Source organism: Azospirillum sp. P4_B5 (assembly GCF_056402275.1).
The window spans coordinates 90,459-115,324 of record NZ_JBFUHT010000021.1; the positions used below are offsets into that span (position 1 = coordinate 90,459).

The following is a 24,866-nucleotide window of genomic DNA, read 5'->3' on the forward strand; positions in this document are numbered from 1 at the left end:
GCGCGCTCCCCGAAGCCTGGAGCACGCCATGGTCTTCGATGTCTTCTTCCTTCAGCAGGTCATCAACGGCCTGTCCATCGGGTGCGTCTACGCCCTGATGGCGATCGGCTTCACGCTGATCTTCGGCGTCCTGAACGTCGTCAACTTCGCCCATGGCGAGGTCTACACCATCGGCGCCTTCGTCGGGCTGATGGTCATCACCGCGATGGCCCCGCCGCTGCTAGCGGTGGTGCCGCTGGTCCTGGCGGTGGGTGCGGTGTCCGGCGTCGGGCTGGAGCGCATCGCCTTCCGCCCCTTCCGCCGCTTCACCGACGAGGCCAGCCAGAAGTCCCGCGCCATGCGCGAGGCGACGCTGCTCTCCTCGCTCGCCGTGTCGATTGTGACGCGCGAGGTCATGATGCACATCTTCGGCGGCGACATGCAGGGCATCCCGTCCGGCTACCTGCTGCAGCAGCCGGTCGCCATCGGGCCGATCATGGTGGCCAGCGGCAGCCTGGTCATTTTCGCCACCTCCGCCGTCATGCTGGGCGCGCTGCAGTTCCTGCTCTACCGCACCCAGACCGGCCTCGGCATCCGTGCCGTGTCCAACAACCAGCTCGGCGCCCGCTACGTCGGCATCAACACCGACCGCACCATCGTGACCACCTTCGCGGTCGGCTCGATGCTGGGCGCCACGGCCGGAATCCTGGTCGGCCTCTACGACGGCGCGATCTCGCCGCACATGGGCTTCGCGCCGGGCGTCAAGGCCTTCGTCGCCATGGTGATGGGCGGCCTGTCGAGCATTCCGGGGGCGGTCGCCTGCGCCCTGCTGCTCGGCGTGTCGGAAAGCATCGCGACCGAGTTCCTGTCGAGCGGCTGGAAGGACCTGATCACCTACAGCCTTCTGGTCATCACGCTGGTCTTCTTCCCGCAAGGATTGTTCGGACATGGACGTGAACGTGCCTGACGCCCGGCTGATGCCGGCCACCCTCGCGCCGCCCGCCGCGTTTTCCGGGCGAGGCCGGCGGTTCGCCTGGACCCTCCTTCTGCTGGCGGTCGCCTTCGGCGCCGTGCCCGCCGCGATCGTCGGCACCGGGTCCAGCTACCTCGCCCAGATCGCCATCACGACGATGATCTTCGTGATCCTGTCGGCCAGCCTGAACCATGTGACGGGCACCGCCGGGCTGCTGTCGATCGGCCACGCCGCCTTCTACGGCATCGGCGCCTACGCGGCGGCGCTGCTGTCGACCAGGCTCGGCCTGCCCTTCATCGTCACGCTGCCGGCGGCTGGGCTGATCGCCGCGCTGTTCGGCTTCCTGGTGGCGCTGCCGACCATGCGGCTGGTCAGCATCTACTTCGCCGTCGCCACGCTCGGCATCGGCGAGATGATCTACGTGATCCTGCTGAACTGGGTGGACTTCACCCGCGGCCCGATGGGCATCCGCGGCATCCCGCCGATCGAGCTGTTCGGCTGGCAGGCTGACACGCTGCTCAGCCGCTATCTGGCGGTCGCGGTCATCGCCGTCGCCTGCGTCTGGGTGCTGCACCGGCTGACCCACTCCTACTACGGCAACGCGCTGCGGGCTCTGCGCGAAGACGACCAGTGCGCCGACAGCATGGGCATCAACGTGGAGCGGCTGAAGATCGAGTCCTTCGTCGTCGCCACCTTCTTCGCCGGCATCGCCGGGGCGCTGCTGGCCCACACCTCCGCCTACATCGCGCCGGACAACTTCCGCTTCATGGAATCGATCCTGATCCTGGCGATGGTGGTGGTCGGCGGGCTGGGCAGCCTTCCCGGCGCGGTCGTCGGCGCCCTGTTCATGATCGTCCTGCCGGAGGCGCTGCGCGACATCGGCGATTACCGCATGATCGCCGTCGGGGCGACCATGTTCCTGTCCATCCTGCTGCTGCCCAAGGGCATGCTGGCCGAAGGCACCGCGCTGGGCTTCGTCCGCCGCTCCTTCTCCCGCGGCTGGGCCACCATCGCCGGCGGCACGCCCGTCGGCTGGAAGTGAGGCGGATCATGAGCAACACGCTTCTCTCCATCCAGGGGCTGACCCGGCGCTTCGGCGGCCTGCTGGCGGTCAGCGACGTCAGCGCCACCATCGCCAAGGGCGAGCTGGTCGGGCTGATCGGCCCCAACGGCGCCGGCAAGACCACCCTGTTCAACCTGATCACCGGCTTCACCCCGCCGTCGGACGGCACGGTGACCTTCGACGGGCAGGACATCACGGGCCGCAAGCCCTGGCAGATCGCCCGCATGGGCATGGGCCGCACCTTCCAGAACCTGCGCGTCTTCCCGAACATGACGGTGTTCGACAACGTGTCCGTCGGGGCGGTCGGCGCCTTCGGCCAGTCGCCCTGGCGGGCGCTGGTCAACGGCGGCGCCCACAGCCGCGCGGTCAGCGAGCGGAGCTGGGAGGCGCTGGAGCGCGTGGGGCTGACCGCTCAGGCGGGGGACATCGCCGCCAACCTGTCCTACGGCAAGCGCAAGTATCTGGAGATCGCCCGCGCCCTGGCGACGTCGCCCCGGCTGCTGATCCTCGACGAGCCGGCGGCGGGCCTGAACGACACCGAGACGGCGGAGCTGGCCGACTTCATCCGCCGCCTGCACGCCGGCGGAGTCACCGTTCTGCTGGTGGAGCACGACATGGGGCTGGTGATGGGAAGCTGCAGCCGCGTGATCGTCCTGGCGTCCGGCCGCAAGATCGCCGACGGCACGCCGGAGGCGGTCCAGCGCGACCCCGCCGTCCTCGAAGCCTATCTGGGAGTGGAAGACGATGCCGCTTGACGGAGCCCAAGCCACCACCCGCCGCATCCTGGAGGTCCGCGACCTGACGGTGCGCATGGGGCCGCAGGAAATCCTGCGCGGCGTCTCGCTCGATGTGGCCGAGGGGGCCATCGTCGCCGTGCTGGGCGCCAACGGCGTCGGCAAGACCACGCTGATGCGTGCGCTGTCGGGCATCTACCGCACCAGCGGCGGCGCCACCGTCTTCGACGGCGAGGACATGACCGACAGCCCCAGCCACGAGGTGGTGCGCCGCGGCCTCGCCCAGGCGCCGGAGGGGCGGCAGATTTTCGGCACCATGACGGTGCGGGAGAACCTGCTGCTGGGCGGGCGGACGCTGCGCCACGACCGCGCCGCCCGGATGGAGCGGATGCTGGAGCTGTTTCCCCGCCTGCGCGAGCGGCTGACCCAGAAGGCGGGCTCGCTGTCGGGCGGCGAGCAGCAGATGCTGTGCATCGCCCGCGCCCTGATGTCGAAGCCACGCCTGCTGCTGCTCGACGAGCCGTCGCTCGGCCTCGCGCCGATGGTGGTGAAGCAGATCTTCGACCTGCTGGTCCAGATCCGCGGCGAGGGCACCTCGATCCTGCTGGTGGAGCAGAACGCCCGCGCCGCGCTGCGCGTCGCCGATCACGCCTATGTCATGGAGGCGGGAAGGGTGACACTCTCGGGCAGCGCCGCCGATCTGGCCGCCGACCCGCGCGTGCGGGCGGCCTATCTCGGCGGCTGACGGAAAAAGGATCACAGCGATGACCACCGGAAACGAGACCCCCGCTCCCGCTTCTGCCCCCCTGCCCATCCTGGAGCGGCGGCGCATCGAAGCGGCCTTCGCCAAGGCGCTCTACGACCAGCTCCTGCCCGAGATCGGGCGGGAGCGGGCGCGCGCCGTGCTCGCCCGCGCCATCGAGGTGATGGCCCGCGAGGCCGGCGCCGCCATGGCGGCGGAGGACCGCGCCACCCGCGGCACCGCCGACCTCGCCACCTTCCACGAGCGGCTGGCCCTGTGGACCGCCGGCGACGCCCTGCGGCTGGAGGTGATCGAGAGCGCGCCCGACCGGCTGGGCTTCAACGTCACCCGCTGCCGCTACGCCGAAAGCTACCGCGCCATGGGCGTGGAGGAGATCGGCGACATCCTGTCCTGCAACCGGGACGGCGAGTTCATGTGCGGCTACCGCCCCGACGTCCGCTTCACCCGCACCCAGACCATCATGCAGGGCGCCAGCCACTGCGACTTCCGCTACAGCCTGCCGGCGGGCGGACCCCAGGAGTCTCCGGAATGACCATCCCCGCGAACGTCCGCCTGCACCCCGCCGCCGAGGCCCTGGCCCCGGAGATGCGGCAGTGGCGGCACCATCTGCACGCCCATCCCGAAACCGCCTTCGAGGAGCACGAGACCGCCGCCTTCGTCGCGGACAAGCTGCGCGCCTTCGGGCTGGAGGTGACGACGGGGCTGGGGCGCACCGGCGTGGTCGGCACGCTGAAGGGCCGCCGCCCCGGCGGCCAGGCCATCGCGCTGCGCGCCGACATGGACGCGCTGCACATCCACGAAACCAACGCGTTCGCCCATCGCTCGGTCAATCCGGGGCGGATGCACGCCTGCGGCCACGACGGCCACACCACCATGCTGCTGGGGGCGACCAAGGTCCTGGCCGACGATCCCGACTTCGCCGGGACGCTGCACGTCATCTTCCAGCCGGCCGAGGAGAACGAGGGCGGCGCCCGCGAGATGGTTGCGGAGGGGCTGTTCGAGCGGTTCCCGGTCGACGGCGTCTACGGCATGCACAACTGGCCGGGCCTGCCGCTGGGCCAGATCGCGCTGCGGCCGGGGCCGATGATGGGCAGCTACGACATCTTCGAGGTGACCGTCCACGGCAAGGGCAGCCACGCCGCCATGCCGCATCTCGGCCACGACCCGATGACCGCCGCCGGCCATCTGCTGACCACCCTGCAGACCATTCCGGGGCGCAGCCTGCACCCGCTGGACAGCGCCGTGGTCTCCACCACCTGGATCACCGGCGGCGACACCTGGAACGTCATCCCGGCGGAGGTCACGCTGCGCGGCACCGTCCGCGCCTTCAAGGAGGGGGTGCAGGACGTGGTCGAGGCGCGGCTGCGCGCGCTGGCCGAGCACACCGCCGCCGCCTTCGGCTGCACCGCCAGCGTGCGCTACGAGCGGCGCTACCCGGCGACGGTCAACAGCGCCGCCGAGACCGCGCTGTGCGCCCGCGTCGCCGCGTCGCTGGTCGGCGAGGAGAACATCGACCACGACCCGATGCCCTCCATGGGCGCCGAGGATTTCGCCTTCATGCTGAAGGAGCGGCCGGGCTGCTACGTCTGGCTGGGCAACGGGCCGACGGACGGCGGCTGCCTGCTGCACAACCCCGGCTACGACTTCAACGACGCCAATCTGGCCATCGGCGCCAGCTATTGGGTGGCGCTGGCGAAGACGCTGCTGGTGGAGGAGGGGACGCGATGAGCGCGCTTCTCAAACCGCTGCTGGACGCGCCGCTGCCGGACTCCCATTGGGCGGCGAGCGCCGTCGCCGCGCCGGAAACCGGCCCGCTGGACGGGGCGGTGCGGGTGGACGTGGCGGTGGTCGGGGCGGGCGTCACCGGGCTGTCCACGGCGATCCATCTGGCCGAACAGGGCGTGCGCGTGGCGGTGCTGGAGGCGCGCGAGCCGGGCTTCGGCGGGTCGGGCCGCAACAACGGCCAGATCATCCCGACGCTGTCGCGCCTCGACCCCGCCAACCTGACGGCGGCCTATGGCGAGGCGAAGGGATCGGCGCTGGCCCGCATGGTCGGCGGCTCGGCGGCGCTGGTCTTCGACCTGATCGAGCGCTACCAGATGCGCTGCGACGGCGTGCAGAAGGGCTGGATCCAGCCGGCCCACCGGCCCGGCCGCATGAAGGCGGCCGAGCAGCGGGTCGCGCAATGGCGGGCGCTGGGGGCGGAGGTCGCGCTGCTCGACGCGGCGCAGACGGAGCGGGCGCTGGGCACGCGCTTCTGGCACGGCGCCATGGTCGCCCCGACCGGCGGGCATGTGAACCCGCTGTCGCTGGCCCGCGAGATGGCGCGGGCCGCCCTCGGGCTGGGCGTCGTCCTCCACAGCGACACGCCGGTGGTGTCCATCGGGCGCGCCGGCAGCGGCTGGACGCTGACCACGCCGCGGGGCAGCGTGACTGCCGACCGCGTCGTGCTGGCGACCAACGCCTACACCGACGATCTGTGGCCGGGGCTGGGCCGCTCCATCGTGCCGGTGCTGAACTTCCAGATGGTGACGGAGCCGCTGCCCGCCGCCCTGCGCGCCAGCGTGCTGCCCTCCGACATGGCGTGCAGCGACACCCGCGGCGACCTGCATTTCTTCCGCTGGACCGCCGACAACCGGCTGGTTTCCGGCTGCACGCTGGTGCGGTCGGCGGACGCCGAACGGCGGGCGCGGGAGCGCACGCGTGAGCGCATCCGCCGCGTCTTCCCCCAGGCCGGCGACCCGGCCATCGCGCGGAGCTGGAGCGGGCATCTGGCGATGACCGCCGATTTCCGGCCCCATTTCCACGAGCTGACGCCCGGCGTGACCGGGGCGGTGGGCTACAACGGGCGCGGCATGGCGCTGGGCACCGCGGTGGGTCGCGAACTGGCCCGCCACGCGATGGGGACGGGCGCGCCGGAGCTGGCCTTGCCCTTCACTCCGGTGAAGCCGCTGCCGTTCCACGATCTGGTGACGCGCTTCTCCCGGCTCTACATGCTGCATCTGCGCCGGCTGGACTGCACGGATTGAGGGTGGGCGATGCGTTATAGTCCCTCGCCCCTCTGGGGAGAGGGTGGCCCGAAGGGCCGGGTGAGGGGGGTGCGCGTGGCGGCACGTCCGGCACAAGCGCAACCCCCTCACCCTAACCCTCTCCCCAGAGGGGAGAGGGGATAGAGCGGGCCACTGCCTTGGGTAAAAACCTGCGGCGGTTGACAGTCCGGGGTGGCGCGGCCACTGTGGCGCCATCCCGAAGCGGCCCCACGCGGATTGCCCCGGCTCATGGCCACCGTCTCCGAAGCCCTGTCCATCGCGCTCGACCATCACATCGCCGGGCGGGTGGCGGAGGCGGAAACCCTCTATGGTCGAATTCTGGAGGCGGTCCCCGGTCATCCCGACGCCAGCCATCTGATGGGGCTGCTGCTCGCCCAGACCGGACGGGTCGCGGCGGCGCTCGCCCATCTCGACGCCGCCGTGGCCGGCGATCCGGCATCGCCGACCTATCACCTCAACCGCGGGAAGGTTCAGGACGCGCTCGGGCAGACCGCGGAGGCGGCGGCGAGCTGGCTCGCCACGCTGCGCCTGCAGCCGGATCATGGGGAGGCGGCGGAGCGGCTGGCCCCGGCGCTCCGCCTGTTGGCTGAGACCGCATTCGATTCCGGCGCCCTGGCCTCCGCCGCGGCGCTTTACGAACGGGTGCTGGCCCTTGATCCGCAAAACCTTTCCGCCACCTTCGACGCGGCGATGGCCGCCAAGGGGCTTGGATGGTTGCATGAGGCCGCCCGGCTGGCCGGGATCGCGGCCCGGCTCGACCCGACGCTGTTGCGCGCCCGCACGGCCGAGGCGGAAGCACGGCGGGCGCTTGGCCAGACGGAACGGGCCATTGCCGCGCTTGGTCCGGCGGTGGCCTTGGACCCCGCGCAAGGCGGTTGTTGGGCGAGCCTGTGCCTGTTGCGCAGTGACCTGGGCCAGCGCGGCGCGGCGGTCGTCGCGGGGCGGCGCGCGGCACTGGCCGTGCCCGCCGACACCGGGCTGCTGGTCCGACTCGCCGCCGCCCAGCAGATCGCCGAGAAGCCGCGTCCGGTGCTGGCAGCAGCGCGGCGCGGCCTTTCGCTCGACCCCGCCTCGGCGGAGCTGCACCTCGCCCTCGGCGCGGCGCTCGACGCGTTGCACGCCCTGGCGGCGGCCGGGCGGGCGCTGGACCGCGCCGGCCGGCTGCGTCCCGACGACGCGGCAGCGCTGGCCGAGCGTGGCCGGCTGTGCGAGCGCGCCGGTTTGGCGGAGCAGGCGGCGGCGCTGCTGCAACGGGCGCTGGGCATGCGCCCGGACGACGCGGATTCCTGGGTGGCGCTCGGCCGCGCCGCGCTGCGGCGGGGTGATGCGGCGTGGGCCTGGCGCTGCGCGCGTTGGGCATTGCGGCTCGGCCCCGGCCTGCCCACCGGCCTGCTGCTGGCCGGCGAGGTCCGCGAGGCGCAAGGGGCCGATGGCGAGGCGCTGGCCCTCTATGACCGGGCGATCGCCGCGGCACCGGGCCTCGGCACGGGCTTCTCCCGCCGGGCGATGCTTCTGCTGCGCCGGGCCGGGGGCGACGCCCCGCCGCCGCGCCAAGCATCGGGCAAGCGGCGGCTGTCGGTGTCCACGCTCGGTCATGCGGGACGCTTCGGCAACCAGCTCCTCCAATACGGTTGTCTGCGCGTCTGCGCGGAGCGGAACGGGATGGAGCTGGAAACGCCGGAATGGATCGGGCGCCATCTCTACGGCCTGGACGATCCGCTTCCCGGCCCGCCGCTGCCCAGCCTGCACGAGGAGGACTGCGGCGTTCCGGCGCTGCTGGACGGGCGGGCGCTGTCGGGCGCGGGCGGTCACGACGTGGTCGGTTATTTCTGCGGCGACACCACGCCCCTGATGCCGCACCGCGCGCGGTTCCGCACTCTCTTCACGCCGGTCGGGGCAGTGGCGGAGCGCGCCGCGGCGGCGCTGGACGGGTTGCGGGCGCGTGGGCGGACCCTGGTGGCGATCCATCTGCGCCGCGGCGATTTCGGCCGGAACGACCGGTTCTGGATCGCGCCGGAGGGTTGGTATCTCGACTGGCTGGCCGGGGTGTGGCCCAGCCTGGACCAGCCGGTGCTCTACCTCGCCACCGACGCGCCGGAACTGGCGGACCACTTCGCCCGCTACCGCCCCGTCCTCGCCGGCGATCTGGGGGCGCCGCTGCCGGGGGCGGAATTCTTCACCGACCATTGGATTCTGTCGCGGGCCGACCGGGTCGCCGTGTCCAACAGCTCCTTCTCGGTGACGGCGGCGATGCTGAACCCGGCGCTGCGCACCGCCCTGCGCCCCGACCGCAAGACGGCGGGGCTGGTGCCCTTCGATCCCTGGAACGGCCCGGTCCTGCTTCCCTGACCGGCGTCAGCGGGGACGGCGGACGTAGAGCGCGTCGCCCCAGCTGTGATGGTAGGGGCTGGTTTCGGCGACGCGGTCGAAGCCGTGGGCGAACAGGATGTCGTCCACATCGGCGGCGAGGCCCGAGCCCTCATACAATTCCGCGTAGCTCACCTCGGTCACCACTGCGTCGAACCGGGGCAGCAGGCTGCGGCAGCCGTTGAGAATCCGGCATTCCGACCCCTGCGCGTCGATCGCCAGCACGTTGAACCCCTCGGGCGCGAGGCCATGGGATGCCAGCAGGTCCGGCAGGGTCCGGGTCTCCACCTCTATGACCTCGTCGACGGTGATGTGGGGATAGACGGTCAGATGGCCGGTCGGCTCCAGGAGGGAGCTGGACTGGCGGCTCGACATGCGGGAAAAGCGTGCCCGCCCGGCCCGGTCGGACACCGCGGCGTTCAGACAGACGACGTCGCCGTTGCCGGCGAAACGGGCCTGGAGCGTGGCGAAGGTCGCCGGGTCCGCCTCGACGAACAGGACGCGGGAGCAACCAGCTTCCCGGTAGTTGACGTATTCCTCGCCCTCATGGGCGCCGACATGGATGATGCCGCGCGGCGCGACGCCGTGGCGGGGAAACAGGTCCTTGTAATGGAACATGCCCTGGCTGCGCGCGAACAGCCGGCTCCAGTGCCGGGGGGCGACCGCCATGTGCGTGCCGCCGCGCCCGTCCTCCGGCGGAGAGGCGCGGAACTCCAGATTGCGGTCGGCGAAGCGGAACAGCGAATAGCCGTTGGCCTGCAGGCGCGCGTACAGCGCGGCCAGCTGGTCGCCGGCCCCAGCCTCCTCGAACTGGAGGAAGTCGATGCGGCGCAGGCGCAGCAGATCGGCGGCGCCGTCGAGCACCGCCGGGGTGTCGCCGCAGCCGTCCAGCACCAGCCAGTCGATGTGGCGCGGCCCGACCGGACCGCACCACGCGTCGAGGCTGGATAGGGAGGACGGAAGGGCGACGCATCTCCGGCCGGCGGCGGCGTCGGTCCAACGCCCGGCACCGGTTCCGACCGCCACCAGAGTCGCCTCGGGCGGCAGGAAGGCTTTTTGAAGCGGAAGTCCGGGAAGGGGAGGCGTCTCGTGCTGCATCTCGTCACCGCGATGGGGCTGATGAACAGTCCCAAGGGATGATCGCAGCCGCTTCCCGTCGCCTTGGCACGGTCGCCATTGTGGAAGCGGACGCGGGGCGGGTCAACGGCACCGCCCCGATCGTGCCGGCTTGCGGCGTCAGGCCGCGCGGTGGAGGAAGCCCAGATGCTGCGGCGCCAGGGTGGAGGCCCACTCCTCCGCCGCGTCCTGCGCCTCGCGGCGGGTGGCGAACCAGCGGGCGTCGGGGGTCCAGCTCAGCCCCTCATGCTCCGCGTGCCAGTTCCACCAGCCGTCGGTGGCCTCGCAGACCGTCAGCATCACGCCGAACGCGGATTCCAGGGCGCGCGCGCCGGTCTTAGCCTTTTCGTTATGCCAGTCCATAAGCGTTACTCCAGATGTTCTGCCTTTCGGCATAGCATGGTTTGGTAGACGAACAAAACCAAAAACGGAGGAAGCTGCTCGGGATTGCCGGTCAGGACCTTGCGTCCCCTCACTCCGATAAGGACGCGAACGCCGTGGGCTGCGTGACTATTCCATGGCGCGCGCGGCGCGCGCGTTCGGCGGTCCGATGTCCCAGCCGGACGGTCATGATTCCCAGCGCGACTCCCACGGCGTCCCCGGCCAGATCGGACAGGCTGGCCTCGCGTCCCGGGACGAAGGATTGCGCCACCTCGATGGCGGCGCCGAGCATGAAGACGGCCAGCACCGCGAGGACGGCGGCGCGGCGGCTGGCGCTGGCCAGGATGCCGAGAAGAGCCAAGAGCCCGAAGGCCCCAGCGTGCACCAGCTTGTCGAAGCCGTAAAGGCCGCTGGGCGCCAACTGCGGTTGCAGCGCAGCCCAGAAAGCGATCCCCATGAGGCCGAGAAGGGCGCAGAGCGCGAACCGGCGCCAAGCAAGGGGAAGTGGGCGGAACGTCATGACGGCCTCCTGCGACGAAGGCCATCCTGCGCGGAACAGTCTCAAGAGCCGGTTAACCGCCCGACGTCCGCGCTGTGACATCAGGCGGGCAAGACCTGTTTCAGGAACCGGTCGCCAGCCCCATGGCAATGCCGCGCGCTTCGGTGAAGGCGGCGCGCTGCTGCACCAGAGTTCCGTCGGCATACACGCCCCAGCCGCTCTGCGAGCCGGTGGCGTGGTAACGGATCTCGATCTGGCGGTGACAGTCCTGCATCACGAAGTGACACGGACTGATCTTCGTCCACATGGACACCATCGGCATATCGGGCACCCATCCAAGCGATGAATTACGATGACTGTACCAATGGCCGATTATGGTTGCCGTGATATTAACGAGACGGCGTCCGATTCCCGCGCAAAGTGGGTAGTGGCCTGTTCAGGCATGATTTTTTGGGTTTCCGGGCATCCGGGAGCGTCCTGGACCGGCTTTCCGAGGGGGGCATATGCCCGATGGGAGGACGTGCCTCGGACTTCATTGGTTAATATTCTACTAACGGACGGGTAGCCGGCCCGCCAACGATAGGGTAGGGTGACTCATCTCAATCACCTTCGAGAGTGACTGGACGATGCAATCGGTCTCCATCTTTCTGATCGACGCCAACAAACTTTTCCGCGAAGGCATGAAGGCCCTCTTCTCGGAAGGGGAGTTCCGTATCACGAAAGAGGCCGCCAGTTTCAGCGACGTACCGCCGCCGGGCATGATGGAGGGCGACATGCCCGAACTGATCATGATGGACCCGGCTTCCGCCAACGGCACGGTGCAGGCCGTGACCGTCCTGCGGGAGCAGTATCCGACCGCGCGGCTCGTCCTTCTGGCCAGCCACCTCGACGCCCAGGAAATGGCCAACGCCATCCAGGCCGGCGCCGACGCTTTCCTGATGAAGGACATCTCCCCGGCCGCGCTGGCGCAGTCGCTGCGTCTGGTGATGATCGGCGAAAAGGTCTTCCCGACCCATCTCGCCGCCCTTCTCATCACCGGCAAGGCCGGCGCCAACAGCAGCGCCAACGGCCCGACCGCGGCCAAGGGCCTGTCGCAGCGCGAGACGCAGATCCTGGAGCGCCTGCTGCAGGGTGACAGCAACAAGATGATCGCCAATCATCTGAACATCACCGAAGCGACGGTGAAGGTTCACCTGAAGAGCCTGCTGCGCAAGATCAACGCCTCCAACCGCACCCAGGCGGCGATCTGGGCGCTGGAGAACGGGTTCGGCGGCAAGGTCGAAAAGCCGATGGAAGCCGTCGCCTAAGGATCAGGACGCCGCGCCATCCCGGAACCCCGTGGCTTCGACGCCTGACACGCTGGACGGGTCAGGCTGGAGAAGTCAGAACGAAGCGGGTTCCGGGGCGGCCGCCCCGATCGGGGCGGTCGATCTCCAGCCTTCCGCCCAGTTGGCGCACCAGCCCGTGCACCAGCGTCATGCCCATGCCCTGCCCCGAACCGGCGGGCTTCACCGTGCCGGCACCGTCCGGCAGGCCGGTTCCGTCGTCGGTCACCGTCAGCCGGCGGTCGTCTCCGCAGGCTTCGAAGCGGACCGTCACCGTTCCCCGCTGCTGGGCGCCGAAGGCGTGCTTCAGGGCGTTCAGCACCAGTTCCGTCACGATAAGCCCCATGGACGAGGCCTGCGCGGCGGGCATCGGGATTCCGTGCGCGGCGTCGATGACCAGGGTGCAGCGGTCCGAATCGATGAAGGCGCCGGTCAGGCTTTCCCCCAACCGCTGCAGATAGTCGGCCGCGTCGAGCGTGGCGAGGTCGTTGCGCGTCGCCTCGAACAGGCGGCGCTGCACCAGCGCCATCGCCTGGATGCGGGAAAAGGCCTGCTCCACCGCCTTGCGCGCCGCCGGGTCGGTGACCGTGGCGGTCTGCATCGACACCAGCCCGTGCAGAAGCTGGAAGCTGTTCATGATGCGGTGGCTCATCTCGTGGGCCACCAGCTCGCTGCGGCGGGCCTCCTCCAGCGCCGCGGCCAAGCCCTGCGCCGCCCGCTTCTCGGCGTCAATGTCGCTGACCACGGCGAGCACGCCGGTGATCCGCCCGCCGCCGTCGCGCAACGGGGCCGCCGACACGCGCGTCCAATGCTCCGTCCCGTCGGTGGCGCGGTGCAGGAAGTCCATGCCGGGCACCACGATCTCGCCGCGCAGGGCGCGTGCGCCCGCGAAATCCTCGCGCTCGACCGGCCGCCCGTCGAGGTGGTAGGCGCGCCAACGCGGAGCCTCCCGGTCGTCGGCGGATGGCAAGGAGCCGTTGGTGTAGTCGCGCATCAGCCGGTTGTTGCGGGTGGTGCGCCCCTGCGCGTCGTAGACGGCGACGCCGACCGGCAGATGCTCCAGAACCGAGGACAGCAGCGCCTCGCTGGACTGGCGCTCCCGCTCCGTCCGGTCCCGCTCGATCAACAGGGCGGCGGTGTGGGTCAGCCGATCCACCGTCTCCAGATCCAGCGGGCCGGGGACGCAGGGGGCGGCGTGGAAGATGGTGAAGACGCCCAGGATCGCGCCGCCGACCGCGCGGATCGGGGTGGACCAGCAGGCGGCGATGCCATGCTCCCGCGTCAGCGCGTGGTGGGGCGCCCAGCGCGGGTCCAGGGCGACATTCTCGACGACCACCCGTTCCCCGCTGTGGGCGGCCAGACCGCAGGAGGGGGCTTGCGGGCCGATCTCCAACCCGTCCACCACCTGTGTGAAGGAGTCCGGCAGGCCCGCCGCCACGGCGAAGCGCAGGGTGAGGCCGCCTTCGTTCACCAGGAAGATGGCCGCCCGCGCGCCGAGCGGATCGGCGCCCGCCCGCACCAGCAGGGCCAGCACCTCGTCCAGCCCGGCGCCGCCGATCGCCCGCCCCAGGGCGGTGTTCTGGGCGAACAGCAGCCGTTCCGATCGTCGGACGCCGCTGTCCTCCCCCGCCCTGTGGTCGTCCACGATGCCTTTGCCTCTGCGCCTGATGCTGTGGCCCCTCGGGGCCGCAGGATGTTACGCGTCCACCTCCAGCCGCGCCAGGGAATGCGGCTATGGCTTTGGTTGGACGCAAAATTTGCGCGGAAATGCCCGCGTCAATTGGTGTCGTCAGTTGGTGTCTTCGGGGTAGGGGGGTGAGGTGCGCCAGGAGAACAGCGTCATCGCCCGGTAGCTCTGCTCGCCCGACAGGCCGTAGGCCGGCTCCGTCGAGGCGACCAGGGCGCCGCTCTGGTTGTCGTAGGCGAAGGCGGAGAATTTTGCGACCGCCTGGTTCTCGGTGGAGCTGTAGACCGACGCCTCCGGCAGGGTGATCGTGCCGGGCAGAGTGATCGGGGGGATGCCCAGCACCGTCTTGCTCTGGTTCACCGACAGGGCGCCCAGCCGGATCTCGATGATCGTGTCGGCGGCGGCGCGATCGTTGACGAGGCGGATGCCCTGGCGCAGCAGCGATTCCTTGATTGCGCTGGCGGCGTATTTGGAATCGGTGCCGTCGAAGTTTCCGGTGTCCAGAAAGGCCCGCTTGTCCGCCGGAAGATTCAGCCGCAGGCGGTCGGCAGCGTTGTCGGCGGCGCTGGAGATCAGAAGCTGTTCGGTGGCGGTCCGGGACGGAAGGCTTTCCTTCACATCGGTGCATCCGGCGGCCAGGGCCGCGGTGGCCGCCAGCGCTGCGATGATCGGTCTGTTGCGGGGCATTCGGGTCCTCGTGCGTTTCGTCTCCGGCTTCTCAGGTTCGCCCGGTCCGGGCAAGGGAGAGATTTGGGACCGGCCCCGGATGGAACAGCAGACAGAAAAAAAGCCACGCATGGAAACCATGCGTGGCCTGAGTCTAGGGAGGAAACGCCCTATAGAGCGTGCTGCCGAGGCAGCAAAAGAAAGATAGGGCTGACGAGGCGTTCTGTCCAGGGGTTATGTAAACGTTTTCATCTCGGCGACGTTTTCGCAGCGCTGTTACGCCGTCACCACGGTACTGACCGAACGCTTCAGGACGCGCAGTGCGACCGCCGTGGTGACGGTCCCGGCGACCAGAGCGACGACGTAGCCAGCCAGATGGGTGACGGCGTTGGGGATGGGCAGGACGAAGATGCCGCCGTGCGGGACCTTCAGCTCCGCCCCGATACCCATGGAAATGGCGCCGGTCAGCGCCGCGCCGAGCACCAGCGCCGGGATGACGCGCAGCGGGTCGCGGGCGGCGAAGGGGATGGCGCCCTCGGTGATGAAGGCGATGCCCAGGATGCCCGCGGCGTTGCCGGCCTCCCGCTCCTCCCGAGTGAAGCGGTCGGCGAACAGCTTGGTGGCGAGCGCCAGGCCCAACGGCGGCACCATGCCGGCGGCCATGGCGGCGGCCATCGGGGTGTAGACCTGGGACGCGATCAGGCCGGTGGAGAAGGCATAGGCGGCCTTGTTGACCGGCCCGCCCATGTCGAAGGCCATCATGGCGCCGATCAGCAGGCCGAGCAGGATCGCGCTGCTGCCCTGCATGCCCTTCAGCCAGGCGCTGAGCGTCGCCAGGGCCTCCGCCACCGGGGCGCCGACCACATAGATCATGGCGAGGCCGGTGACCAGCGAGCCGAGCAGCGGCAGGATCAGCACCGGCTTCAGCCCTTCCAGATTCTTGTGCAGCCGGATGTTGCGGTTGAGGAAGCTGGTGGCGTAGCCGGCGATGAAGCCCGCGACGATGCCGCCGAGGAAGCCGGCGCCGAGGTTGGCGGCCAGGATGCCGCCCACCATGCCCGGCGTGATGCCCGGACGGTCGGCGATGGAGAAGGCGATGTAGCCGGCCAGCGCCGGAACCATCAGCGCGAAGGCGCCCTTGGCCCCGATCTGGAACAGCGCGTTGCCCAGCGTGCCCTGCTGGCTGTCCTCGAACACGTAGATGCCGCCGAGCGCGAAGGCGATGGCGATCAGCAGGCCGCCGGTCACCACGAAGGGCAGCATGAAGGACACGCCGGTCATCAGATGCTTGTAGGGGCCGCTGCGCTGCGCTGCCGCCGGCTCCGCCTTGCCCGCCGCCACGCCGTCGGCGCGCGCCGGGGCGGCGCCGTGGGGCTGCGCCTCGGCCAGCGCGCGTTCGACCAGGGCGCGCCCGTCGTTGATGGCGGGCTTGGTGCCGCTCTTGAAGACGCGCTTGCCGGCGAAGCGGGCGAGGTCCACCTGCGTGTCGGCGGCGATCAGCACGACGTCGGCCTCGCGGATCTCCTGCTCGGTCAGCGTGTCGCGCGCCCCGACCGAGCCCTGCGTCTCCACCCGCACGGTGTGGCCCAGCGCCTGGGCGGCCTGCTGGATGCCCTCTGCCGCCATGAAGGTGTGGGCGATGCCGGTGGGGCAGGAGGTGATGGCGACGATCTTCTTCGTGCCCGTTTGCGCCGGAGCTTGGGCCGGGGCCTGGGCGGGTGCCAGAGCCTGCTCCAGCACGGCCCGCGCGTCGCGCAGCACGGCGTCGAGCGCCGCGGCGCTGCGCTTCAGCCCGGCGAAGCGCTCCTCGCCCAGATCGCCGGAGCCGACGAGAATGACCCCCTGCGCGCCCTGCGCTGCCCCGGCGGGCAGCGTGTTGCGCACGCCGAGGCTGGAGCGCACCTCCACCTGGATGGTGTGACCGAGCGCCGCCGCGGCCTTGCGCAGCGCTTCGGCGGCCAGGACGGCCTGGGTGCTGAGATCGCCCGCCGCGATCACGGCCAGCATGTTCGCCATGGTTTCCTCCCGAGCGGTCGCCCGCTCCCCGTTCATTAAAGCGTTGAGAGTTCGACCTGTCCGGCCAGCGCGCGGACCGCGTCCGCCCCCGGCAGGTTGGGTCCGAAGCAGCCGAGCTTCGCCGTGGCGAAGGCCACGGACAGGCGGGCGATGCCCTCCAGTGGCAGCTCGGCTCCAAAGGCGGCGATCAGCCCCGCCACCATGGCGTCGCCGGCCCCCACCGTGCTCAGCGCGTCGACCGCCGGCAGGCGTGCGTGCAGCGCCGGGCCGTCGGCCACGAACAGCGCGCCATCCGCCCCCAGCGAGACCACCACCACCGCGACGCCGCTGCGATGCAGGCCGCGCGCCGCCTCCAGCAGGTCGGCGGTGGCGGGAAGGGGCCTTCCGGCCCAGGCTTCCAGCTCGTGCCGGTTCGGCTTGATGCAGAAGGGCAGGTCCGGGGCGGCCAGCGCCGCCGCCAGGGGCGGGCCGCTGCTGTCCAGAACCACGCGGGCGCCCTGGGCGCGCAGGTCTGCGGTCAGCGTCGCGTAGCTGTCCGCTGGCAATCCGTCCGGCAGGCTTCCCGCCAGCAGGACCGGCGTGCCCGGCAGGACCAGCTCCCGCAAAGTGCGGCGCACGCGGTCGAGCGCGTCGGCGTCGGCGGTCAGGCCGGGCAGGTTGAGGTCGGTGGTGTCGGCGGCGGCGAGGTCGGCGATCTTGACGTTGACGCGCGTCTCGCCGGGCAGCCGGACGAAGCGGTCGGCGATGCCCTTGGCGGCGAACAGCGCCTCGAAAGCCGCGGCGTTGCCGTCGCCCAGCAGGCCGGTGGCGATGACCGGCGTGCCCCAGTCGGCGAGGCAGCTCGCCACGTTCACCCCCTTGCCCCCGGCGTTGCGCCGCACGGCGCCGGCCCGGTGGACATGGCCGGGGCGCAGCGCCTCCACCGTGATGGTCTGGTCGATGGCCGGGTTCAGCGTGACGGTGACGACGGGCCGGATGTCCTCTTCGGGCCTGCTCATGCCTCGTCTCCGTCGAGCGCGCGCACCGCGTCGGCGGTCTCGCAGTCCAGCGCCCGTTGCGCGGCGTCCTTCAGGGCGGACAGGTCGCTGCCGCGCAGCCGGTCCTTCACGGCGGGAATGTCGCGTGGCGTCATCGACAGCTCGCTCACGCCGAGCCCGGTCAGCAGGGCCGCGCCGAAGGGGTCGCCGGCGATGCCGCCGCAGACGCCGACCCAGCGCCCGTGCCGCTCCGCCCCCTCCACCGTCAGGCGGATCAGCCGCAGGACGGCGGGGTGCAGGCTGTCGGCCTCCGCCGCCAGTTCGGGGTGCTGGCGGTCGATGGCCAGCGCGTACTGCGTCAGGTCGTTGGTGCCGATGGAGAAGAAGTCGACGTGGCGGGCCAGCACGTCGGCCTGAATGGCCGCCGCCGGAACCTCGACCATGATGCCCAGCGGCACGGCCGGGGCGTCCAACTCCGCCCGGATGCGGTCGCAGGCGGCGCGCAGGACCTGCACCTCGCCCAGCGCCGTGATCATCGGGAACATGATCGACAGGGCCCCTCCGTCCTTGCCCTTGGCGTCCTTGGCGGCGCGGTAGAGGGCGCGGAGCTGAGTCTCCAGAAGCTCGGGCCTGCGCAGCAGCAGGCGGGCGCCGCGCACGCCGAGGAAGGGATTCTCCTCGTGGGGGAGCTGGAGGTGCGGCACCTGCTTGTCGCCGCCGATGTCGAGCGCGCGGACGATCAGCGGCCGGCCCTCCAGCGCGGTCAGCATGCCGCGGTAGGTTTCGTACTGCTCGTCCTCGCCGGGGGCGTCGCCGCGCTCCAGGAACAGGAACTCGGTGCGCATCAGGCCGACGCTCTCCGCCCCCTGCGACAGGGCGACCGCCACCTGATCGGGGCGGTTGACGTTGGCGCCGATCTCCACCTCGTGGCCATCGCGGGTGCGGGCGGGCAGGCCGCGCCGGGCCTCCTCCTCGGCCTTGCGGGCCTCCTCCCGCGCGATCCAGGCGCGGGCGTCGGCGGTGTCGGCCTCGGCGGGGGACAGGTGCAGGCGTCCGGTCTGGCCGTCGAGGATGGCCGGGGTGCCGTTCGCCAGCTCCATCAGCGCCGCGCCGCCCGCCACCATGGCCGGCAGGCCCAGCGTGCGCGCCAGGATGGCGGTGTGCGAGGTCGGGCCGCCCTGCGCCGTCGCCAGCCCGATCACCCGCGCCATGTCCAGCGCCGCCGTGTCGGAGGGCGACAGGTCCTCGGCGATCAGGATGCAGGGGGTGTCCGGCAGGTCCGGCGCGCCGCCGGTGCGCAGCGCCGGGTCGATCCGCGCCAGGACGCGCTGGCCGACGTCGCGCAGGTCGGCGGCGCGCCCGGCCAGGACCGGGTTGTCGAGCGCGGCCAGCCCGGCGGCGGTGCGCTCCACCGCCTGATGCCAGGACCAGGCGACGCCGTGCCCCTCGACCATCAGCTGGCAGGCCAGCGTCACGAGGTCGGTGTCGTTCAGGATCTCCGCCTGGGCGGTGAAGATCGCCGCCTCCGACGGCCCGAGGCGGCGGGCGGTGTCGTCGGCCAGCGCCTTCAGGGTCTGGCGGGTCAGGCTCAGCGCCTCGTGCAGGCGGTCGCCGCCCTCGATCAGCGAGACCGGCTCGTCGGGAACGGAGACGACGGCGCGCGGCAGCACATGCACCGGCCCGATGGCGAGGCCGGGGCTGGCGGCGATTCCCGGAACGGCGGGCAGCGGGTTCGGCGGCGTCCAGCCGCGCGCGGGCGCGCGGGACTTCTGCGCCGCGGCGGCGGCGTCCGCCTTCTCGCGCGCGGTCAGGCGGGTGATGGTCGCCTTCATGCGGGCGAGCGCCGCCACGGCGTCGTCGCCCTCCGCCGAGACGACCACGCTGTCGCCGGCGCGCAGGCCGAGCTGGAGCAGAGCCACCAGCGCCTTGGCGTCGGCCAACAGATCGCCGTGGCGGACCTGGATGCGGGCGGCCGAGGCGCGCGCCGTCTCCACCCAGGCGGTGGCCGGGCGGGCGTGCAGGCCGGTGGGGTAATCGACCACCCAGTCGAACCGCTCCGCCAGATCGCCGCCCGGCGTGGTGGGGGCGGTCGCCGGCGCGTCCTCGCCGAGGGCGGCGGCGAGGGCGGCGGGGTCGGTGACGGTGAACAGGGCGGTCAGCCGCGCCTCGTCCTGCATCAGCCGGGTCAGGCGGCGCAGCACGGCGATGTGGGCGTCGGACTGGGCGGCGATGGCGACCACCAGATGGGCCGTCTGGCCGGGATTCCACTCGACGCCGCCCGGCACCTGGAGAACGGCGATGCCGTTGCGGCGGACCATGCCGCGGTCCTCGACCATGCCGTGGGGGATGGCGACGCCATGGCCGAGGAAGGTGTTCGCCACCGCTTCCCGGCGCAGCATGCTGGCGGCGTAGGCCGGATCGATGCAGCCCGCGGCGATCAGCAGCTGGGCGGCCTCGCGGATCGCCTCCTCCTTGCCGGCCGGGCTGGCGTTCAGCCGAAGCAAGTCAGGAGGCAGGCCGGTGGGCATAATGGCGGTGTTGGTGTCGGGTGCCATGGCGGGTCCGTCTCCTCCGTTCGGTTTGGTGCCGGGCGGTCTTGGGTGTCGTCCTTGCAGCGCTGTTATTGAAAACGATTACATCAGCCACTGTCAACGGAGTTTGCATTGAATCCGCCGACTCCTTCGGGCAGACTGTGTCGTATGGGGCGGTAGATTGGCCCTAAGGGATGGAAACGATTTCAAAAACAGTTTCACGACGGATCGGTGACCGGATCATCATGGGCGACAGCGTCAAAGCCATCGGAATCAAAGACGTCGCCCGCGAGGCCGGCGTCTCGGTCGCCACGGTGTCGCGGGTGCTCAGCAACGGCCCGGTCAGCGACGCGCTGCGCGCGCGGGTGGAGGACGCGGTGCGGGCCACCGGCTACCGCCCGAACCTGTCGGCGCGGCGGCTGCGCTCGCAACATTCCCAGACCATCGGGCTGATCGTCTCGGACATCCGCAACCCTTTCTTCACCGCGGTCAGCCGCGCGGTGGAGGATGCCGCCTTCCAGGCCGGGATGCGGGTGATCCTGTGCAACACCGACGAGAACCCGGAGCGGGAGGCCATGTACCTGCGGCTGATGCAGGAGGAGCGGGTGACCGGCCTGATCTTCGCGCCGACCCGCGCGACGCTGGCCCAGCTCGACCGGGCCGACCTCGACTTCCCGGTGGTGCTGATCGACCGCAGCGCGCCCGCCGGGCGGTTCGATTCGGTGGTGCTGGACAACCCGCAGGCCGCCGCCCTGCTGGTCGATCATTTGCACGCGCGGGGCTACCGCCGCATCGCCGGCCTGTTCGGCAACACCAGCACCACGGCGGTGGAGCGCCACGCCGGCTATCAGGCGGCGCTGGCCGCCCACGGGCTGCACGCGGAGGCCCGCTTCGTCCCGCCGACCGCCGAGGCGGCGGAGGCGGAGATCGCCCGCTGGCTGGCGGAGGCGCGGCGGTCCGGCGCTATGCCGGACGCGGTGATGGTCAGCAACAGCCTGCTGCTGATGGGGGTGGTGAAGGCGACGCGGACGCTGGGGCTGACGATTCCCGGCGATCTTGCGGTCGCCGGCTTCGACAACGAGCCGTGGACGGAGCTGGTCGGCCCCGGCCTGACGGTGATCGAACAGCCGGTCCACGAGATCGGGCGGGCGGCGATGACTCTGCTGTTCGAACGGCTCGACGATCCGGAGCGGGCGACGCGCAAGGTGGTGCTGTCGGGGACCTGCGTGGCGCGGGGATCGACGGGTGGGGTGGGGTGAGTGGTTGCGGCGGTGCCCCCCTCCCGACCTCCCCCCGCTTCGCAGGGGGAGGAGAAAAAAGCCCTCCCCTGCGTAGCGGGGGAGGGTTGGGTGGGGGCGCACCGCAGCCACTTTCCAAAAAACTACCCCCGCTTCCTCCGCCCCGGCGCCTGCGCCGGTTCCGGCACCGGAGCCAGCATGCCGGCGCTGACGAAGCTGCTGATCTCCGTGATGATCTCGTCCGGGTCGCCGGGGTTGCAGATGCCCGGCGCCAGCTCCTCCAGCCGGTGGGTGTCGGAGAAAGCGTAGAGATAGGCGCCGATCATCAGCGTCATCCGCCAATAGACGTCCCGCTCCGACAGATGCGGCAACGCCTCCTTCAGCGCGGCGGCGAAGATGCGGGTTGAGGCGTCATAAGCCTCGTTGCGCAGCTTGTAGGAAATCTCCGGCGGCTCGGTGTGCAGCCGGGCCTGGAGGCGCATGAAGGTGCGGCCCCCCTCCGTCTCGCGCATCGCCAGCGCCGGCATCAGGAAGGCGTAGACGATGTCGCGCACCGGCGGCGGCGTGGGCCCACGGCGCAGCGCCTCCAGCCGCTCCATGCGCTCGTCGGCGATCTTCCGGCCACGACGCAGGAAGACCTCCTCGAACAGACCGTGCTTGGACCCGAAGTAATAGCTGATGAGGGCCTGGGTCACCTCAGCCCGGTCGGCGACGTTGCGCAGGCTGGTGCCGGCGTAGCCGAGGTTGGCGAACTCCAGCTCCGCCGCGTCCAGGATCTGGTCGCGCACGTTGCTGGTGCCCTCCGGACGGCCCGGGCCGGCGCGGCGGCCGCGCGCGGGGCGGCCCCGCGCGGTGCCGCTCTCCGGCACGGAGTCGGCAACGGGCGTGCTGTCCTGGATTCTGCTCATCGGTCGGCTCATCTCAATCCCGGCGGCGCTCTTCGGATGGAACGTCTAACATGGTGCAACGCCCGATCCTTCTTTCAACTCTGTTCCATCCTCATAGCGCGAGAATCCGCTCCGCCGGAACCACGTCGCCGTATTTCTGGCCGATGTCGAACAGGTTGGCCTCATGTGGCGCCAGGGCGCGGTCGCCCACGCAATCGGCCATGACGACCGGGCGGAAGCCGTGGCACATGGCGTCCACCACGCTGGCCCGCACGCAGCCGCTCGTCGTCGCTCCGGCGATCAAAAGAGTCTCGACGCCGCGCTGTGTCAACCACGGCGCCAGCCCGGTCCCGAAAAAGGCCGACGGGACCGTCTTGCGCACCACCAGCTCCCCCGGCACCGGAGTCAACTCCGGTACGATGGCGCTGATGGCGGCGTGCTCGGTCAGGGTCTGCATGCCCGGCACCTTGATGGAGAAGACGTTCCCGTCCGACCCGTCCTCGGCGTAGACGATCCGGCTGTGGGCGACCGCCCAGCCCATGGCGCGGGCCTTCTCCAGCACCTCCGCCGTGCGGGCAATGGCCGGCGCGATGTTGCCGCCGCCGAACACCGCCGGATCGGCGAAGCCGTTGACGAAATCGACGATCAGCAGCCCGATCCGGCCCTGGATGCCCAGCGATCGGCCGAAGCCCTGCCGCTCGTAGACGGCCTGTTCCGTAGCGCTCATGCGAGTTCCTTTCCGGCGAGCAGCTTGCCCTCGCGGACGACCTCGCGCCCGTCCAGGCTGACCGTGCAGTTCCGCATGGGGATGTCGATGTGGCAGGCGGTGGTGCGCGACCCGCCCGCCTCGTTGTTGGGGCCGAGCGAGAAGAGGAAGTTCCCGGCGAAGGCCCGCGCGTCCATGCCCAGCGTCTGCTCGCGGTCGTAGAGGCCGAGCGTCGACCAGCGCGCCCGCTTCTGCGTGCCCCAGCCGATGTGGGAGATGGCGTAGGCCTCCGGGTCGGCGAAGGCGTCCATGTAGTCGTTCAGCAGATCGGCGTCCAACCCGCCGGTGATGGCGGTGACGTAACCCTTCTCCACCGTCATCTCGACCTGCGAGGTCAGGTAGGACTTCATCGGCAAGAGGATGTCGCCCTTGTCGAGCACGATCCGCCCGCTCGCCTGCCCCTCGTTGGGGAAGGTGAAGCCGAAGCCGCTCGGCCAATGGTCCCAGCGCCCCGGCTCGTCGACGAAGCCGTATTCCTGGACCGTCGGGAACTCGCCGATGGGCAGGCGCAGGTCGGTGCCGGCGCGCGAGGTGACGTGCATCTCCTTGGCCGCCTTCAGCAGCGCCGTGGCCTCGCCGACGGTCGCCTTGTCCTCCAGGCTGGGCAGCAGGCGGACCAGCACCTCCGGCGGTTCGACGGCCAGCAGGATCTTGGTGCCGCTCTCCAGGATCTCCATCTGCTCCGGCGAGAAGAGCAGGGTCATCAGGTCCAGAACCAGATCGCTTTCCTTCAGCGCGGCCATGGCGGCGCGGTTTCCGGTCAGCGGTGTGGTGCCGAGATAGGCGAGGCTGTCGCGGCTGTGGGCGTGCTCCGCGTTCACCGGCGGCAGGTCCAGCCGGTTGACCCGCGCCCCCAGGGTGGAGGCGGCGATCAGGGCGGTGCGCAGGGTCTGCGGGTGGGTGCCGTCGCTGGTCAGGACGGTGACCACCTCCTGCGGCTTCAGCTTCGACAGGGTCAGAACATGGGTCCAGGCGCGGACCATATCGGCGTCACTGACGGGCATGATGCGTGTCCTTTTCCGGATGGGCGGTCAGACGGCGGTGCCGAGGAACGTGCCGAAGGCGCGGTAGAAGCCCTCCGCATCGTCCCAGGGGATCATGTGCCCGGCGCCCTCGACGCGGGTGACGGCCAGCTCGGGCTGGAGCCGGCGGATCTCCTCCTCCTCCTCCGGCCGGATCACGTCGCCGCGCCCGGCGGCGATCAGCAGGGCCGGGCAGGGGATGCGCGGGAAGTCCGCGTGGATGTCGTCGGTCTGGAAGTCGTTGAAGGCGGTGACGATGGCCCGCTCGTCGCAGGTGTGCAGCCATTCGGCGCGCAGGCGGAGCTGTTCCTCCGTCCAGGTCGGGCAGAAGGGCCGCATCGCCTCCAGGTCGGCGCCCTCGCGCATGAGGCGGATGGAATCCACGTACCAGGGCAACTGCGCCGGGTAGGGGCGGCGGCCCGGCCCGGAGACCGGCGGATCGACCATGACCAGCCGCGCCGGGGCGGCGCCATGGCGGCTGACGGCGCGCAGGCCGATGCGGGCGCCCATGGAATGGCCGACCAGCGCGTAGTCGCGCAGGCCCAGCGCCGCGGCGAAGGCCGCCACGTCGGCCGCCATGGCGTCGAGCCCGTAGTCGAGCGCGTCCGACGCCTCCGACAGGCCGCGGCCCCGCACGTCGAGCACGTAGGTGTCGAAGCTGCGCCCGAAGCGCTCCGCGACGAAGCCCCAGGTGACGGCGGGGCTGGTGATGCCCGGTACGATGACGACGGGACGCCCCTGGCCGCCGTAACGCAGGTAATGCTGGCGGATGCCGTTGGCGCGGACGTTCGCGCCGTAGCGGTAGGTGCTGCTGGTCATGGCATCC

At 71.0% G+C, this 24,866-nt stretch carries 23 protein-coding genes; 10 read left to right on the forward strand and 13 right to left on the reverse strand.

Annotation, left to right across the window (positions count from 1 at the left end; all coding sequences use genetic code 11):
- Nucleotides 1-28: 28 nt before the first annotated feature.
- The 8 genes from AC1DVI_RS17785 to AC1DVI_RS17820 all read left to right on the forward strand — a co-directional run bounded on the left by AC1DVI_RS17785 (nucleotide 29) and on the right by AC1DVI_RS17820 (nucleotide 8,911).
- Nucleotides 29-946: a branched-chain amino acid ABC transporter permease gene (locus tag AC1DVI_RS17785; protein WP_145679036.1), complete on the forward strand. Its 918-nt coding sequence runs from the start codon at nucleotides 29-31 to the stop codon at nucleotides 944-946.
- Entirely contained in the window at nucleotides 927-1,994 is a 1,068-nt protein-coding gene (locus tag AC1DVI_RS17790; RefSeq protein WP_476959088.1) for a branched-chain amino acid ABC transporter permease, read from the forward strand. The genes AC1DVI_RS17785 and AC1DVI_RS17790 overlap by 20 nt, the downstream gene beginning before the upstream one ends.
- Nucleotides 1,995-2,002: 8 nt before the next feature.
- Nucleotides 2,003-2,770, forward strand: a complete 768-nt coding sequence (locus AC1DVI_RS17795) for an ABC transporter ATP-binding protein (protein WP_476959089.1) — start codon at nucleotides 2,003-2,005, stop codon at nucleotides 2,768-2,770.
- Nucleotides 2,760-3,494 carry an ABC transporter ATP-binding protein gene (locus AC1DVI_RS17800; RefSeq protein WP_174446105.1) on the forward strand — a complete coding sequence of 245 codons (735 nt, stop codon included), beginning with the start codon at nucleotides 2,760-2,762 and terminating at the stop codon, nucleotides 3,492-3,494. The genes AC1DVI_RS17795 and AC1DVI_RS17800 overlap by 11 nt, the downstream gene beginning before the upstream one ends.
- 19 nt (nucleotides 3,495-3,513) lie before the next feature.
- Complete coding sequence (locus tag AC1DVI_RS17805; RefSeq protein WP_476959090.1) at nucleotides 3,514-4,044, forward strand: L-2-amino-thiazoline-4-carboxylic acid hydrolase; 531 nt, start codon at nucleotides 3,514-3,516, stop codon at nucleotides 4,042-4,044.
- Complete coding sequence (locus tag AC1DVI_RS17810; RefSeq protein WP_476959091.1) at nucleotides 4,041-5,240, forward strand: M20 aminoacylase family protein; 1,200 nt, start codon at nucleotides 4,041-4,043, stop codon at nucleotides 5,238-5,240. Before AC1DVI_RS17805 ends, AC1DVI_RS17810 begins: the two co-directional genes overlap by 4 nt.
- Complete coding sequence (locus AC1DVI_RS17815; RefSeq protein ID WP_476959092.1) at nucleotides 5,237-6,541, forward strand: NAD(P)/FAD-dependent oxidoreductase; 1,305 nt, start codon at nucleotides 5,237-5,239, stop codon at nucleotides 6,539-6,541. The genes AC1DVI_RS17810 and AC1DVI_RS17815 overlap by 4 nt, the downstream gene beginning before the upstream one ends.
- Before the next feature lie 249 nt (nucleotides 6,542-6,790).
- On the forward strand, nucleotides 6,791-8,911 hold the full coding sequence (locus AC1DVI_RS17820) for a tetratricopeptide repeat protein (protein WP_476959093.1): 2,121 nt from the start codon (nucleotides 6,791-6,793) through the stop codon (nucleotides 8,909-8,911).
- A gap of 6 nt (nucleotides 8,912-8,917) precedes the next feature.
- On the opposite strand, the gene AC1DVI_RS17825 is transcribed toward AC1DVI_RS17820, so the two are convergent.
- From AC1DVI_RS17825 to AC1DVI_RS17840, 4 genes are all read right to left on the reverse strand, one after another.
- The gene (locus AC1DVI_RS17825; protein WP_476959094.1) at nucleotides 8,918-10,027 is read right to left on the reverse strand and encodes an FkbM family methyltransferase; all 1,110 of its coding nucleotides are present in this window, start codon (nucleotides 10,025-10,027) and stop codon (nucleotides 8,918-8,920) included.
- 138 nt (nucleotides 10,028-10,165) lie between these two features.
- A complete protein-coding gene (locus AC1DVI_RS17830; RefSeq protein WP_040137885.1) occupies nucleotides 10,166-10,408 on the reverse strand; it encodes a hypothetical protein in 243 nt (80 codons plus the stop codon).
- Between the two features lie 109 nt (nucleotides 10,409-10,517).
- Nucleotides 10,518-10,946, reverse strand: coding sequence for a VanZ family protein (locus AC1DVI_RS17835; RefSeq protein WP_476959095.1), 429 nt, complete (start codon nucleotides 10,944-10,946; stop codon nucleotides 10,518-10,520).
- 100 nt (nucleotides 10,947-11,046) lie between these two features.
- Nucleotides 11,047-11,247, reverse strand: coding sequence for a hypothetical protein (locus AC1DVI_RS17840; RefSeq protein WP_476959096.1), 201 nt, complete (start codon nucleotides 11,245-11,247; stop codon nucleotides 11,047-11,049).
- A 304-nt stretch (nucleotides 11,248-11,551) separates the two neighbouring features.
- Here AC1DVI_RS17840 and AC1DVI_RS17845 point away from each other — a divergent pair, with 304 nt between their 5' ends.
- Nucleotides 11,552-12,232: a LuxR C-terminal-related transcriptional regulator gene (locus tag AC1DVI_RS17845; RefSeq protein WP_145626229.1), complete on the forward strand. Its 681-nt coding sequence runs from the start codon at nucleotides 11,552-11,554 to the stop codon at nucleotides 12,230-12,232.
- Nucleotides 12,233-12,293: 61 nt separating this feature from the next.
- Here the strand turns inward: AC1DVI_RS17845 and AC1DVI_RS17850 are convergent, their stop codons facing one another.
- From AC1DVI_RS17850 to ptsP, 5 genes are all read right to left on the reverse strand, one after another.
- Complete coding sequence (locus tag AC1DVI_RS17850) at nucleotides 12,294-13,895, reverse strand: sensor histidine kinase (protein ID WP_476959097.1); 1,602 nt, start codon at nucleotides 13,893-13,895, stop codon at nucleotides 12,294-12,296.
- A 144-nt stretch (nucleotides 13,896-14,039) separates the two neighbouring features.
- Nucleotides 14,040-14,624 carry a DUF6655 family protein gene (locus tag AC1DVI_RS17855; RefSeq protein WP_476959098.1) on the reverse strand — a complete coding sequence of 195 codons (585 nt, stop codon included), beginning with the start codon at nucleotides 14,622-14,624 and terminating at the stop codon, nucleotides 14,040-14,042.
- Nucleotides 14,625-14,879: 255 nt separating this feature from the next.
- Nucleotides 14,880-16,619, reverse strand: a complete 1,740-nt coding sequence (locus AC1DVI_RS17860; RefSeq protein ID WP_476959099.1) for a fructose-specific PTS transporter subunit EIIC — start codon at nucleotides 16,617-16,619, stop codon at nucleotides 14,880-14,882.
- 35 nt (nucleotides 16,620-16,654) lie between these two features.
- A complete protein-coding gene (pfkB, locus tag AC1DVI_RS17865; RefSeq protein ID WP_476959100.1) occupies nucleotides 16,655-17,617 on the reverse strand; it encodes a 1-phosphofructokinase in 963 nt (320 codons plus the stop codon).
- Nucleotides 17,614-20,151: a phosphoenolpyruvate--protein phosphotransferase gene (gene ptsP / locus AC1DVI_RS17870; RefSeq protein WP_476959101.1), complete on the reverse strand. Its 2,538-nt coding sequence runs from the start codon at nucleotides 20,149-20,151 to the stop codon at nucleotides 17,614-17,616. Before ptsP ends, pfkB begins: the two co-directional genes overlap by 4 nt.
- A 221-nt stretch (nucleotides 20,152-20,372) precedes the next feature.
- Here ptsP and AC1DVI_RS17875 point away from each other — a divergent pair, with 221 nt between their 5' ends.
- A complete protein-coding gene (locus tag AC1DVI_RS17875) occupies nucleotides 20,373-21,386 on the forward strand; it encodes a LacI family DNA-binding transcriptional regulator (RefSeq protein WP_476959102.1) in 1,014 nt (337 codons plus the stop codon).
- A 122-nt stretch (nucleotides 21,387-21,508) separates the two neighbouring features.
- Here the strand turns inward: AC1DVI_RS17875 and AC1DVI_RS17880 are convergent, their stop codons facing one another.
- The 4 genes from AC1DVI_RS17880 to AC1DVI_RS17895 form a co-directional block, all read right to left on the reverse strand.
- Nucleotides 21,509-22,273, reverse strand: a complete 765-nt coding sequence (locus AC1DVI_RS17880; protein WP_476959103.1) for a TetR/AcrR family transcriptional regulator — start codon at nucleotides 22,271-22,273, stop codon at nucleotides 21,509-21,511.
- Between the two features lie 91 nt (nucleotides 22,274-22,364).
- Nucleotides 22,365-22,979 carry an isochorismatase family protein gene (locus AC1DVI_RS17885; RefSeq protein ID WP_476959104.1) on the reverse strand — a complete coding sequence of 205 codons (615 nt, stop codon included), beginning with the start codon at nucleotides 22,977-22,979 and terminating at the stop codon, nucleotides 22,365-22,367.
- Complete coding sequence (locus AC1DVI_RS17890) at nucleotides 22,976-24,022, reverse strand: 2,5-dihydroxypyridine 5,6-dioxygenase NicX family protein (protein WP_476959105.1); 1,047 nt, start codon at nucleotides 24,020-24,022, stop codon at nucleotides 22,976-22,978. Before AC1DVI_RS17890 ends, AC1DVI_RS17885 begins: the two co-directional genes overlap by 4 nt.
- Before the next feature lie 27 nt (nucleotides 24,023-24,049).
- Nucleotides 24,050-24,859 carry an alpha/beta fold hydrolase gene (locus AC1DVI_RS17895; protein ID WP_476959106.1) on the reverse strand — a complete coding sequence of 270 codons (810 nt, stop codon included), beginning with the start codon at nucleotides 24,857-24,859 and terminating at the stop codon, nucleotides 24,050-24,052.
- Nucleotides 24,860-24,866 lie beyond the last annotated feature (7 nt).